Consider the following 12410-nt stretch of genomic DNA (forward strand, 5'->3'; position numbering starts at 1 on the left):
ACCTGGGAGGCGACAAGCGACAAGACAAGACAAGCGACAAGCCAGACGACAAGCCGCACGACAAGAGAGACGACAAGCAACGCGACAAGCCAACCACCCGCCGCACGGGCCCGCGCCACCTGATGGCGCGGGCCCGCGGCACACCTTGAGGGAGCCTGAAATGCGCCAGCACACCCCGCCCGGCCAGATGGCCCCGCACATCCCCGCCGACGTCTTCCAACGCGCACAGGCGACCGGACAGCCGGTCGTGTTCGTCGTCAACGACCGGCCCCCGGCCGGGGTCGAGTGGCGGCGGTTATTGCTGCCGTTCGCGATCGCCGGCGCGACCGTCGCCGGCGGCTGGGGACTGGTCGCCGCCCTCTGCTTCCTGATGGACGCAGCCGCCCACACCTTCACCGTCATCGCCGGCGCCGCCGGGCCCATCGGAGTCGGCGGCATCACCCTCAAGCTCGCCCGCGGCAAGAACACCTAGCTACGCCAAGGGCGGCCCCCTCGTCTCGCCAAAGTCGCGGGGCCGCCCTTGCCCAACCAGCCCACTACAGACCTGTTGGAGGTCATCCAGCATGACGCAACCGACCAACCTTCGGCGAGCCTTACCGCCTTCCGCCGCCAGTCTCGTGGCGGGAGCTCCCGCCACGGGCGGCATGCGGTTCTACCTCACCACGCACAAGCGGCACTGGCTGCGCCTCACCGACGTGCCGCTGTTCCTCAAATCGGAGCACTGGGACCGCGCCATCAAGTGGGATGTAGCCCGCGGCCCCTACGCCGTCGACTCCGGTGGCTTCATGGAGCTGAAAGACAAAGGCACCTGGACCCGGCCAACCCGCAAGTACGTCGATGACCTGCGCCGCATCTGGGAACACGTCGGCCCCTACGACTGGGCCGCCCCCCAGGACTGGATGTGCGAGGACGCCATCCTCCAGGGCGGTTGGTTCGGTGGCCAGTACTTCGTCGGCACCCACCTCAGCGTTGCCGAGCACCAGCGGCGTACGGTGGCCAACTTCCTCGAACTGCGCTCCCTCGCCCCTGACCTGCGCATTGCTCCCGTTCTCCAGGGCCGCAGCATTCCCGAGTACGAGCGGTGCGTGGAACTGTACGAGAAGGCGGGCGTCGACCTGCGGGCCGAACCCGTCGTTGGGCTCGGCTCGGTGTGCCGATTGCAGTCCACCCGCGAGGGCGCCGCCATCGTCACCGCCATGGCCTCCCACGGCTTCAAGCTGCACGGCTTCGGCTTCAAGATCCTCGGTCTCGAACGCGTTGGCCATCTGCTCGCCTCCGCGGACTCCGCCGCCTGGAGCTCCCACGCCCGACGCCGGCCCCCGCTGCCCGGCCACACCCACAAGAACTGCGCCAACTGCATCGACTACGCCCTGCTCTGGCGCGAGCGCGTCGTCAACGCCATCCCCACCCATCGCCAGATGCTCCTGACCGACCGGAGCGCCGCATGAACCTCCTGCAGATCGCCCTCAGCCTCGCCGCGAACGGAATCCCCGTCCTGCCCTTGCGGGCGGGGAAGGTGCCGTTCGGCAACTGCCCCGCCTGTGCGGACAACGGGTGCGGCGGCCGGCCGAACATGAAGGTCCCGGGTCCGTGCCGGTGCGCTGGCGTCTGCCACGCCTGGGCCGCCGCCACGACCGACGCGGCCGTGCTCGCCTCCCCGCCGTGGGCGTCCGCCTGGCGTCGGGCCGTCGCCGTCGCCTACCACCCCGGCGGCGCAGGCCTGACCGTGGTCGACCTGGACAACGCGGACGCCATCACCTGGGCCAGAACCGCCCTACCCACGACGCGGACCGTGGCGACGACGCGTGGTGAGCACTGGATCTACCGGGGCACCATGACCTCCCGCAACGCGGTCCGGCCCGGCGTCGACATCAAGTCGACCATGGCCTACGCCCGCTACCTCGGCCCCGGCACCGGACGCATGGCCGAGCTGCCCGACACGGTCCGCGCGCTGGCCGTGAAAGAAACGCCCGCCGTCCGTCCGGCACCCCGGCCCGTTTCCGTGCCTGCGCGGTCCGGCGGCGGTCAGTGCCCGCACCGCGCGCCCGTCTACCTGGAACGCGGAATCGCCATGGCGGAGCAGCGCATCACCGCCGCCCGCGCCGGGATCCACGCCACCGTCTACGCGGCGTTCCTCGCCGTGCTGTCCACGCACGGCCGGTGCGGCTGCCTCACCGACACCCACGTCAACCGGCTGTTCACCGCCGCGCAGGCCAAGGGCGAGACCGCCCGGCACTGCACGGACGCCTGGAACAACGCCCGCACCACGTTGGGACTGTGACCCGTGTCCGACGACGACAAGAACCCCGCCCGGCAGGTCATCACCGACTACGCCCAGTCCCACTTCCGGTACTTCCGCACCGTCGACGGGACCGTGTACGCGCAGCGCACCGGCCACCCCGTGGCCCGCCCCATCCGCTCCCAGGGCACCACCGGCAGCCACCGCCAGGAACTCATGGTCGGCCTCTTCCGCGACGGGGTCGGCGTCTTCAACGGAACCGCCCTCAAGGAGGCGTTGGACTTGATCGAGGCACTCGCCCTCACCGAGAAAGTGCAGCCCACGCACATCCGCGTGGCCCCCGGCTTCGACGGTGCCACCTGGCTCGACCTCGGCCGCGACGACGGCCAATCGGTCCGCATCCACCCCACCGGCTGGGACATCCGCATCCCCGACCCCGAGGAGGTGTGCTGGCGGCGCACACAGCTCACCGGGGAACTCCCCGTGCCCGCCAAGGACACCAACGGCAAGGGCATCGACCTGCTGATGCGGCTGTGCAACTTCGCCGACGCCAAGACCGAAGCGCTCGCCATCGCGTGGCTCATCGGCTGCCTGGAACCGTCCGTGCCCGTCCCCGCCCCGTTCCTCACCGGCCCGCAGGGCGCCGGCAAGTCGACCGGCGGGCGGATGCTCGTGCGGATCATCGAGGGCATGACCGGCGACCTGCGCCGGGCACCCAAGGACGAAGAGAACATGATCACGGCGGTTGCGGCCGGATGGATCACGGCCCTGGACAACCTCTCTCACCTGCCCCCGGACCTGTCCGACCTGATGTGCTGCGTCATCACCGGGGCCGAGAGCATCAAGCGCGCGCTGTTCACCGACGGCGACGTCGTCCGCTCCCGCTACCGGCGCCCGATGCTGCTGACCGGTATCGACGTGGGCGTGATCCGTCCTGACCTCGCCGAACGGCTCCTCACCCTGCGCCTGGAACGCCCCCGGGTGCGGCGCACCGAAGCGGAGCTCTGGGCGGAGTACGCCGAGATCCTGCCCGTCGTCCTCGGCTCCCTGCTCGACCTGACCGTCAAGGTCCGCGCAGCACAGGCCGAGACCCCGACTGATCTGCGGATGGCCGACTTCGCCCACTTGTGTGCCCAGCTCGACACCGCCACCGGCTTCGGGACGTTGGAGGCGTACCGGGCCAGCCTGGACGACCTCAACGATGACGTGATCGAAGGTGACCTGCTGGCGCAGACGGTCCTCAAGCGCGCCGCGGAACTCACCCCGGGCGAGGAGGTGCGGATGACGTCGGCGGAGTGGCTGCACGCCCTGACCGCCCTCTACAGCGGCGAGGACTGCCGCCCCCTGCCCAAGGGCTGGCCCACCACCGGCAAGGTCCTGTCCGACCGGCTGCGGCGCATCCAGCCCACCCTGGCCGCACGGGGCGTCCTGGTCGACTGGGGCCGCACCAGCGCCGCCCGCTACATCGAGATCACCCGCCAGGCCCCGCCCCCGCCGCCCGAGCAGCAGACCGCGTTCTGACCGCACACCGGATCGGCGGACAAGCAAGAGGAGCACGCCCCGCCGCGGGGTGCTCCTCTTGCCCTTCGGCGGCGACAGCCGCCCTGCACAGGTCGCGCCGCGAAGCGGCCCGTTCTTCAAGTCCGAGCGGGCGTAAAGACCCACAGAGACCACCCCTCCTTTTTCCTAAGTAGGGAAGATCTGCGTCACTGCGTCACCACGGACCCAACGGACTGCCGCTGACCTGCGGCGACAGCGATGACGCAGACGGCGAATCCTGCGTCATCCCGCGTCATCAGCGTCACCCCGTGACGAGCGCCCATGTCATCGGTGACGCAGGGCCCGCCCCGCTGCGTCACCGGAAACCGCAGGTCAGAAGCCTGATTGACGCAGGTGACGCGATGACGCAGAAATCCCACCTTCGGACAGCACAGACCACCCCGCCTGGCCCGCCAGACCGCCCCCGAGGAGATCCCGCATGAGCACCGCCACCGCGGACACCGTCCGATCCGCTCCGCGCAGCGCCCTGGCCCCCGTTCTCCTGACTGTCGAGGAGGCCGCCGTCTGCCTCCGCGTCGGCCGGACCACCTGCTTCGCCCTCATCCGCACCGGGGAGCTGGAATCCCTGATGGTCGGCGGACTGAGGCGCATCCCTGCCGACGCCCCGGCCGCCTACCTCGCCCGTCGCCGCGCTGAGCAGCGGGCGGCCTGAACCATTTCCCTCCGGAGCGCTGCCCACCCCGGGGCGGCGCTCCGATCGTTTCCACCCGCCTCAACCCAAGGAGTCCGCCAGTGGCGGAAGACAAGAAGCGCACTCGACAGCCGAACGGCCGTTCATCCATCTACGAGGGTGCGGACGGCAAGTGGCACGGCCGCGTGACCGTCGGCATCCGGGACGATGGGAAGCCGGACCGCCGCCACGTCGAAAGGAAGACCCGCGCGGAGGTGACCGCCGCTGTCCGGGAGCTGGAGCAGCAGCGCGACGCTAAGAGCATCCGGAAGGCGGGGCGCCCATGGACGGTCAAGACGTGGCTGACCCACTGGATCGAGAACATCGCGCCGCTCGCCGTAAACGAGAACACGATGGTCGGGTACGGCGTGGCCGTGCGGAAGCACCTGCTCCCCGCCCTCGGTGCTCACCGACTGGACAAGCTCAAGCCGGAGCACATCGAGACCTTCTACGGACGCATGGTGGCCGACGGTCGCAAGGCGGGGACGATCCATCAGATCCACCGCACCTTCCGCACCGCGCTGAACGAAGCCGTACGGCGGGGCTATCTCGCCCGGAACCCCGTGCAACTCGCCAAGGCACCCCGCGTCAGCGAAGAGGAGATCGAGCCCTACACCGTCGAAGAGGTCCAGCGGCTGTTGCGCGCGGCTGACGACCGTCGGAACTCTGCACGGTGGGCCGTGGCACTCGCCCTCGGGCTTCGCCAGGGCGAAGCGCTCGGGCTCAAGTGGTCGGACGTGGACCTTGACCGAGGGGTCCTTATGGTCCGGCGAAGCCGTCGCCGACCGCGCTACGCCCACGGGTGCGGGGACACGTGCGGCAGGAAGGCGGGCTACTGCCCGCAGCGTCAGCGGACGAACCCGGAGACGGCCGATACGAAGTCTCGCGCCGGACGGCGAGCCGTGGGTTTGCCCTCACAGCTCGTAGACCTCCTGCGGACCCACCGGGCCAAGCAACAGGCCGAACGCGCGGCGGCCGGCGTCGACTGGACGGACGAAGGATGGCTCTTCGCAACGCCGACCGGGCGAGGCACATCACCCCGGACGGACTACGACGACTGGAAGCAGTTGCTTGATGACGCGAGAGTCCGAGACGGCCGACTGCACGACGCCCGACACACCGCCGCTACGGTCCTGCTAATCCTCGAAGTCTCGGAGCGGGCCGTCATGGGGCTCATGGGCTGGTCCACCACGGCAATGGCCGCGCGGTATCAGCACATGGTGGACTCCGTCCGGAGCGACGTGGCTCGGCAGGTCGATGGACTCATCTGGAGCGACTAAGCCGGCGGGGCGAAGCGACGATCCCGCCGTCCTGCCCTGCTCCCCTCGCTACTGCACTGCCTTGCCGCCCAGAAGTCCGACTATCGCTCCGAAGCCCAACTTGGCGAGAGTGGTGCAGGTTTCCATGGCGGACTTGGCGGCATCCGTGGGTTTCGATACGAAGATCCCGATCGAAACGCTGGCGACCAACGAAAGCACGGTTATCACCATCACGCAGACGAAGACCAGCTTGAAGTGGCTAGTCACTGTCGTGACCGCCGGACCCTCGACGGGTGGCGACTGGCTCTCGACCTCGGCTCCCGGGTTCGTGGCTGTGTCACTCATCTGCCTCGCCCTTGGTCACCGTCGCGTGCTCGTTGTGGCCATCATGCTTGGGTTGCTCTTTCAACAGCTCAGGCATGAATTCGTCCATCAGCCTTTGAACCTGCTCAGGGGTCGGTGAGCCTCGGAAATCCAACCGTATGCCGCCCACCTGAACGATCGAGGAAGTCTCCCGGGGGCGTCGGAAGACCGCACGCAGGACGCTCCGCATCTTGGAGGAGGCGAGGATTGACGCGAGAGCCCCGCCAGCCGATGCGAACAGTGAGATCCATTGCGGATCCATACCTGACCTTCCCCTGGTTCGTCGACGGGACGTTGGGTCTGTGGACGTGATCTCAATTGTGTCGTCGCACTGGCCGTTGAGTGAGGTGTTCTGGCGGATCCACTCGGCAGCCAGCGGGGAGGGGCTGCAACTGAGACGGAAACTGAGACGGAAGCCGAAGAGGCGCACGGTTCGATGAACCGTGCGCCTCTCCTACCTGCGGTAGCGGAGGGATTTGAACCCTCGGTGACTTGCGCCACACTCGCTTTCGAGGCGAGCTCCTTCGGCCGCTCGGACACGCTACCGAGGGAGACCTTACAGCAAGGTGAGCCCCGGTTTGAAATCGGTATCGGGCGGCCGTCTCAGCGGTCCCGGAAGAACTCCGTGAGCAGGCCCGAGCACTCCTCGGCGAGGACGCCCTCGACGACCTCGGGGCGGTGGTTGAGCCGGCGGTCGCGGACGACGTCCCAGAGGGAGCCGACCGCGCCGGCCTTGTCGTCCCGCGCGCCGTAGACGACGCGGTCCACCCGGGACTGGGTGATCGCGCCCGCGCACATCGTGCACGGTTCGAGGGTCACGACGAGCGTGCAGCCGGTCAGCCGCCACTCCCCGATCGCCTCGGCCGCCCGCCGGACGGCGAGCACCTCGGCGTGCGCCGTCGGATCGCCGCCGGCCTCGCGTTCGTTGTGGCCGGTCGCGAGGACCGTCGTGCCGTCCGCGGCCAGCACGACGGCGCCGACCGGGACGTCTCCGCCCCGGGCGGCGAGCCGGGCCTGGTCGAGGGCGAGCCGCATCGCGGCCCGCCAGCGGTCGCGTACGGGGTCCGGCGTCTGCGGTGCGGTCAGCGGACGGTCTCCAGGACCTCCGAGGCGCCCAGGGCCTCGGCGATCTCGTTGACGGCGTCCTCGGACAGCAACCTCAGCTCCTTCTCGCCGACGCCGAGGTCGTCGAGGATGCCGGCGTCGCCGACCGGGCCGTGCGGCACGGCCTCTGCGGAGCCGCCTCCCACGACAGCCGGGGTGTCCCCGTCGTCGTCCTGGTCGTCGTCGGTCTCACCGTCCTCGGTGCCGTCGAGGTCGAGGGCGTCGAGGACGTCCTCGTCACCCGGGTCCCGGCCGAGCAGTTCGTCGGTGAGCAGGATCTCGCCGTACGAACTGCGGGCGGCCGCAGCGGCGTCGGACACGTAGATGCGAGGGTCCTCCTCGCCGTCGATGCGGACGACCCCGAACCAGGAGCCCTCCTGCTCGATCAGCACGAGCACCGTGTCCTCGTCGGGAGAGGCTTCCCGGGCCAGGTCGGCCAGATCCGACAGGGTCTCCACATCGTCGAGCTCTGTGTCGCTCGCTTCCCACCCGTCTTCGGTGCGCGCGAGCAGTGCGGCGAAGTACACCGTGACTCTCCCACTGGTCATAGGCGTGCCGGTTGGGGGTCCCCCCGGCGGAGGTGCGGGCGGGCGAAGAGCTCGGGCTCCGAGCCCCACCCACTCGGAATCGTGGCAGAAACAAGGCGTTCAGGGGACGTCTTCGGCTCCCTGTGTCCGGTGGTTTTGATCCCACGTCCGCGGTCACGTCCGTGAGCGGTTCACCGGCGCCCCATTGCGGCCACGAGCGGATCGTACGCGGCTTTCCCGTGCGCCCACGCACGTCCACCCCCGCGGGGCACCCGTGACGGTGGTGATCTTCCCCGTATGCCCCAAGTCGCATACGGCCACGGCAACCACGGGACTACCAGCGGAACGTGCGCATGCGCATCGCGTGGCGCAGCCGGGCGGTCTTGGCGCGCCGTGGCTGGACGCGGTCGCGCAGTTCGCGGGCTTCGGTCAGCTCGCGCAGGAACCGGGCGCGCCGTCGGCGTCGCTCGGCGTCGCTCTCGGCGCGGGCGGCCGCGTCCGGCGACTTGTCGTCGGGCAGGTCGGGCAGGTCAGGCATCAGCACACCACCCCGGGTACCCCGGTCCGTCTGCGTTCCTGTCCCTCACTTTCCCTCGGACGGGCGGTTTGATGCCGATGAACACCTGAAGCCGGGGGGATGGGTTCACTGTGCGTGGGGACGCCGGCCGGGTTCGGCACCGTTACTGTTGTGGACATGCGTCTCCACGTCGTCGACCACCCTCTGGTCGCCCACAAGCTCACCACGCTGCGCGACCGGCGCACGGACTCCGCGACCTTCCGCCGGCTGGCCGACGAGCTGGTCACCCTGCTCGCCTACGAGGCCACGCGTGACGTGCGCACCGAACAGGTCGACATCACGACGCCGGTCGCCTCCACCACCGGCGTCAAGCTCTCCTACCCGCGGCCGCTCGTGGTGCCGATCCTGCGCGCGGGCCTCGGCATGCTGGACGGCATGGTCCGGCTGCTGCCGACCGCAGAGGTGGGCTTCCTCGGGATGATCCGCAACGAGGAGACCCTGGAGGCGTCCACCTACGCCACGCGCATGCCGGAGGACCTGTCCGGCCGCCAGGTGTACGTCCTGGACCCGATGCTGGCCACCGGCGGCACGCTGGTCGCCGCGATCCGCGAGCTGATCCGGCGCGGCGCCGACGACGTGACGGCCGTCGTGCTGCTCGCCGCTCCGGAGGGCGTCGCGATCATGGAGCGCGAACTCGCGGGCGCGCCGGTCACCGTCGTCACGGCGGCGGTCGACGACCACCTCAACGAGCTCGGCTACATCGTGCCGGGTCTGGGGGACGCGGGCGACCGGCTGTACGGCGCGGCCGAGTAGACCGAGCAGGCCGGACAAGGCGAGCGGGCCGGACAAGGCGAGCGGGCCGGACAAGGCCAGCAAGGCGAGCAGGGCGGACCGGACGGGGTCCGGGGAGCGGTCTGCTCAGGCCTCCGGGGGCCGTCCGCGCCGGTCCGCCTGCCTGCGGTCCCGTCGTCGGCCGACTCTCCGGCGGTCCTTTCAGCAGCTCTTCTTCGTGGTCGCCTTCGGCTGCGGAGCGGTCAGGGCCGTCAGGGCCTTGGCGGCGTCGGCCGGACTGGTCAGCGCCTTGAAGCCGTTGCCGATGATGAGGTCGACGGCCGGACCCGTGCGGGCCGCGTCGGTGCGGCGCTCGGCGGTGGTGAGCTGGGTGGCGAGCACCGGCAGCGAGGTGTTGAGCGAGGACGCCGGTCCGAGCAGCAGCCCGGCCCCGGTGACCTTCTTGTCGTACTGCTTGCCGGCGTTGCCGACCTCGCCGATCCGGAAGCCGCGCTTCTTCAGCTCGTCCGCGGTGGTCTTGGCCAGGCCACTGCGCGTGGTGGCGTTGAAGACGTTCACCGTGATCTGCGCGGGTCTGGGCACCGCGCCGGCGGCGGGGACCGACCCGGGAGCGGCCGCGGACGCGGAGGGGGCGGGCCCGGCCTTGGTCGAGTTCGCCGCCTTCGTCGCGGACGCGGTGCCGGAACAGGAGGCGCCGGCGGCGGTGGCCGCCCCTCCGCCGCCCGTGAAGACGTCGATGAGCTGCAAGGTGCCCCACCCGGCCACGCCGAGCACAGCGCCGCAGCCGACGACCACGACGGCCAGCCTGCCGCGTCGCCGGTGGGGGCGCATGCGGGGGTACTTGTCCCCCGTGATCCGGTACTTACCGCCCATGCCCGGGGGAGTCAGCATGCTCATGGGCGCAGCGTAGTGCGCCCGGGCTGCCGTGACTAATAAACGATCATCCGACACCGGGTGCGGGCAGCGGAAAGAACCCGAAAGGGTCAATCGGAGGCCGCTGCGGGACGTGCGGCGGGCCGACGCGGGGGCCGTGCGGCAGAACCCGGCGGGCGCGCGCGCCGCCGGAATCCCGGCCCGTCGCGGCTCGTCCGGGTCAGTCCAGCTCGAGCACGCGCGCGTGGAGCACCTGGCGCTGCTGGAGCGCCGCCCGCACCGCGCGGTGCAGTCCGTCCTCGAGGTACAGGTCGCCCTGCCACTTCACGACGTGCGCGAACAGGTCGCCGTAGAAGGTGGAGTCCTCCGCGAGCAGGGTTTCCAGGTCGAGCTGCTGCTTGGTGGTCACCAGCTGATCGAGGCGGACCGGGCGCGGCGCGACGTCCGCCCACTGCCGGGTGCTTTCCCGGCCGTGGTCGGGGTACGGCCGGCCGTTTCCGATGCGCTTGAAGATCACACGGAAAGCCTACCGGTCCTGACGTTCCGGGCGCAGCCATGGAGACGGAGTGCGACGCTGGAAAAGACGTGATGAACAGGGGTAAAACGGAATGAGGGGCTGCCGATGAGCGAGTCGACGAGCGCCGCTGACATCGCCGCCGGGTACGCGTTCACGGGCCCCGTCCTCGACCTGGGCGCCGTCCTGTGGGACGGCGTGTGCCGGCCCGACGCGCCGGTGCGCATCCCCCTCGCGGTGCTGAACAGGCACGGGCTGGTCGCGGGCGCCACCGGGACCGGCAAGACCAAGACACTGCAGCTGATGGCCGAGCAGCTCTCCGCGCAGGGCGTGCCCGTCTTCCTCGCCGACGTCAAGGGCGACCTGTCGGGTGTCTCGGCCCCGGGGACGGGGGGCGACAGGGTGCGCGGCCGGGCCGCGGAAGTCGGCCAGAAATGGACGGCGACCGGTTTCCCCGCCGAGTTCTACGCCCTCGGCGGTCTCGGCCACGGCATCCCGCTGCGCGCCACGGTCACGAGCTTCGGCCCGCTGCTCCTGTCGAAGGTGCTCGGACTCAACCAGACGCAGGAGCAGTCCCTCGGCCTGGTCTTCCACTACGCGGACCAGAAGGGCCTGGAGCTGTTCGACCTCAAGGACCTGAGGTCGGTCGTCGCCTTCCTGACCTCGGACGACGGCAGGGAGGAGCTCAGGAGTCTGGGCGGTCTGTCGAGTGCCACGGCCGGGGTGATCCTGCGCACCCTCACCGCCTTCGAGGCGCAGGGCATGGCGGACTTCTTCGGCGAGCCCGAGTTCGACACGGCCGAGTTGCTGCGCACGGCCCCCGACGGCCGCGGGATCGTCTCCGTCCTGGAGCTGCCGGCCGTGCAGGACCGGCCGCAGCTCTTCTCGACCTTCCTGATGTGGCTGCTGGCGGACCTCTTCCACGATCTCCCGGAGATCGGCGACGCCGACCGGCCGCGGCTGGTGTTCTTCTTCGACGAGGCCCATCTGCTGTTCGCCGACGCCTCGAAGGCGTTCCTCGACGCCCTCATCCGGACGGTCCGGCTCATCCGCTCCAAGGGGGTCGGCGTGTTCTTCGTCACGCAGACCCCGAAGGACGTGCCCGGCGAGGTCCTCGGCCAGCTCGGCAACCGCGTGCAGCACGCGCTGCGCGCTTTCACCCCGGACGACCAGAAGGCGCTCCGGGCCACGGTGAAGACGTTCCCGGACTCGGCCTACGACCTGGAGGAACTGCTCACCGGTCTGGGCACCGGCGAGGCCGTGGTCACCGTCCTCGGCGAGCGGGGCGCGCCGACCCCGGTCGCCGCCACCCGGTTGCGGGCTCCCGAGTCGCTGATGGGGCCGGTGGACGGGCCGGATCTGGACCGGGCCGTGCGGGAGTCCCCGCTCCACGAGCGGTATGCACAGGCTGTGGACAGGGAGTCGGCGTTCGAGAAGCTCGCGGCCCGCGCCGGGACCGGGAGCGGGGGCGAGACCCGGACGGGGGCCGAGGGCAAGCCCACGGCCAAGACCGGGGCCGGGGCCCATACCGGGGCGAAGGAGTCGAAGGAGCCGAAGCAGGAGTCGAAGGAGGAACGATCCGTCGTGGAGCAGGTGGTGGGAAGCGGCATGTTCACGTCCCTGGCCCGTTCCGTCGGCACGCAGATCGGCCGCGAGATCACCCGGTCGCTCTTCGGGACGGCCCGGCGGAGGCGGTAAGCCACGGGGCCCCGCCCCCGCCGGCCGGGTCAGCGGTCCCGCTGCGTGCGCGGCGGCCGCGGTCCGGGCCGCGGCTTCGCCTGCGGCGCCGGTGCGGGGGTGCTGCGGGCGGCCTCAGCGCGCAGCAGGGCGCGCAGGACCGCGTAGGGGTCGGTGGGCATGGCGGTGCTCCTCGTGTCGTGCTGACGGGACGGGGCGCGGGGTCCGTCAGCAGCGCAGGACCACGGTGCGCAGGCAGCGCTCGGCGCACGAGGAGGCGGCGGGCGGGGCCCCGTGGCTTACCGCCTCCGCCGG

General features: G+C 70.7%; 15 protein-coding genes and 1 tRNA gene. 9 read left to right on the forward strand and 7 right to left on the reverse strand.

The genetic code is table 11. The annotated features are described in order from the left end of the window. Window positions 1-160: 160 nt before the first annotated feature. The 7 genes from KMS84_RS34920 (at window position 161) to KMS84_RS34950 (ending at window position 6191) form a co-directional block, all read left to right on the forward strand. Complete coding sequence (locus KMS84_RS34920) at window positions 161-472, forward strand: hypothetical protein (protein ID WP_256920554.1); 312 nt, start codon at window positions 161-163, stop codon at window positions 470-472. 145 nt (window positions 473-617) lie between these two features. Next, window positions 618-1448, forward strand: a complete 831-nt coding sequence (locus KMS84_RS34925; protein WP_256920555.1) for a deazapurine DNA modification protein DpdA family protein — start codon at window positions 618-620, stop codon at window positions 1446-1448. Next, complete coding sequence (locus KMS84_RS34930; RefSeq protein ID WP_256920556.1) at window positions 1445-2281, forward strand: bifunctional DNA primase/polymerase; 837 nt, start codon at window positions 1445-1447, stop codon at window positions 2279-2281. Before KMS84_RS34925 ends, KMS84_RS34930 begins: the two co-directional genes overlap by 4 nt. Window positions 2282-2284: 3 nt before the next feature. Then, window positions 2285-3760 (forward strand): AICE element replication initiation protein, encoded by a 1476-nt coding sequence (locus KMS84_RS34935; protein ID WP_256920557.1) that lies wholly within the window; start codon window positions 2285-2287, stop codon window positions 3758-3760. A 457-nt stretch (window positions 3761-4217) separates the two neighbouring features. After that, window positions 4218-4451: an excisionase family DNA-binding protein gene (locus KMS84_RS34940; protein ID WP_256920558.1), complete on the forward strand. Its 234-nt coding sequence runs from the start codon at window positions 4218-4220 to the stop codon at window positions 4449-4451. Between the two features lie 80 nt (window positions 4452-4531). After that, window positions 4532-5749 carry a tyrosine-type recombinase/integrase gene (locus tag KMS84_RS34945; protein WP_256920559.1) on the forward strand — a complete coding sequence of 406 codons (1218 nt, stop codon included), beginning with the start codon at window positions 4532-4534 and terminating at the stop codon, window positions 5747-5749. 109 nt (window positions 5750-5858) lie between these two features. Beyond that, a complete protein-coding gene (locus KMS84_RS34950) occupies window positions 5859-6191 on the forward strand; it encodes a hypothetical protein (protein WP_256920560.1) in 333 nt (110 codons plus the stop codon). A 361-nt stretch (window positions 6192-6552) separates the two neighbouring features. Here the strand turns inward: KMS84_RS34950 and KMS84_RS34955 are convergent. The 4 genes from KMS84_RS34955 to KMS84_RS34970 all read right to left on the reverse strand — a co-directional run bounded on the left by KMS84_RS34955 (window position 6553) and on the right by KMS84_RS34970 (window position 8260). Next, window positions 6553-6637: transfer RNA gene (locus tag KMS84_RS34955), tRNA-Ser, on the reverse strand. 57 nt (window positions 6638-6694) lie between these two features. Continuing rightward, entirely contained in the window at window positions 6695-7126 is a 432-nt protein-coding gene (gene tadA / locus KMS84_RS34960) for a tRNA adenosine(34) deaminase TadA (RefSeq protein WP_256920561.1), read from the reverse strand. 47 nt (window positions 7127-7173) lie between these two features. Then, window positions 7174-7722, reverse strand: a complete 549-nt coding sequence (locus KMS84_RS34965; protein ID WP_256920566.1) for a tRNA adenosine deaminase-associated protein — start codon at window positions 7720-7722, stop codon at window positions 7174-7176. Window positions 7723-8056: 334 nt separating this feature from the next. After that, complete coding sequence (locus tag KMS84_RS34970) at window positions 8057-8260, reverse strand: hypothetical protein (protein ID WP_256920562.1); 204 nt, start codon at window positions 8258-8260, stop codon at window positions 8057-8059. A gap of 156 nt (window positions 8261-8416) precedes the next feature. On the opposite strand from KMS84_RS34970, the gene upp reads away from it, so the two are divergent. After that, a complete protein-coding gene (gene upp / locus KMS84_RS34975; RefSeq protein ID WP_256920563.1) occupies window positions 8417-9052 on the forward strand; it encodes a uracil phosphoribosyltransferase in 636 nt (211 codons plus the stop codon). Window positions 9053-9232: 180 nt separating this feature from the next. Here upp and KMS84_RS34980 read toward each other — a convergent pair whose 3' ends face one another. Both KMS84_RS34980 and KMS84_RS34985 read right to left on the reverse strand, forming a co-directional pair. Further along, a complete protein-coding gene (locus KMS84_RS34980) occupies window positions 9233-9904 on the reverse strand; it encodes a LytR C-terminal domain-containing protein (protein ID WP_256920567.1) in 672 nt (223 codons plus the stop codon). Between the two features lie 220 nt (window positions 9905-10124). Continuing rightward, entirely contained in the window at window positions 10125-10421 is a 297-nt protein-coding gene (locus KMS84_RS34985; protein WP_004943146.1) for a type II toxin-antitoxin system VapB family antitoxin, read from the reverse strand. A 105-nt stretch (window positions 10422-10526) separates the two neighbouring features. On the opposite strand from KMS84_RS34985, the gene KMS84_RS34990 reads away from it, so the two are divergent. Next, window positions 10527-12116, forward strand: coding sequence for a helicase HerA-like domain-containing protein (locus tag KMS84_RS34990; RefSeq protein ID WP_256920564.1), 1590 nt, complete (start codon window positions 10527-10529; stop codon window positions 12114-12116). Between the two features lie 29 nt (window positions 12117-12145). Here KMS84_RS34990 and KMS84_RS34995 read toward each other — a convergent pair whose 3' ends face one another. Next, window positions 12146-12277: a hypothetical protein gene (locus tag KMS84_RS34995; protein WP_256920565.1), complete on the reverse strand. Its 132-nt coding sequence runs from the start codon at window positions 12275-12277 to the stop codon at window positions 12146-12148. Between the last annotated feature and the right edge of the window lie 133 nt (window positions 12278-12410).

The sequence above is a fragment of the Streptomyces hilarionis genome (genome assembly GCF_024539675.1).
GTDB lineage: Bacteria > Actinomycetota > Actinomycetes > Streptomycetales > Streptomycetaceae > Streptomyces > Streptomyces hilarionis.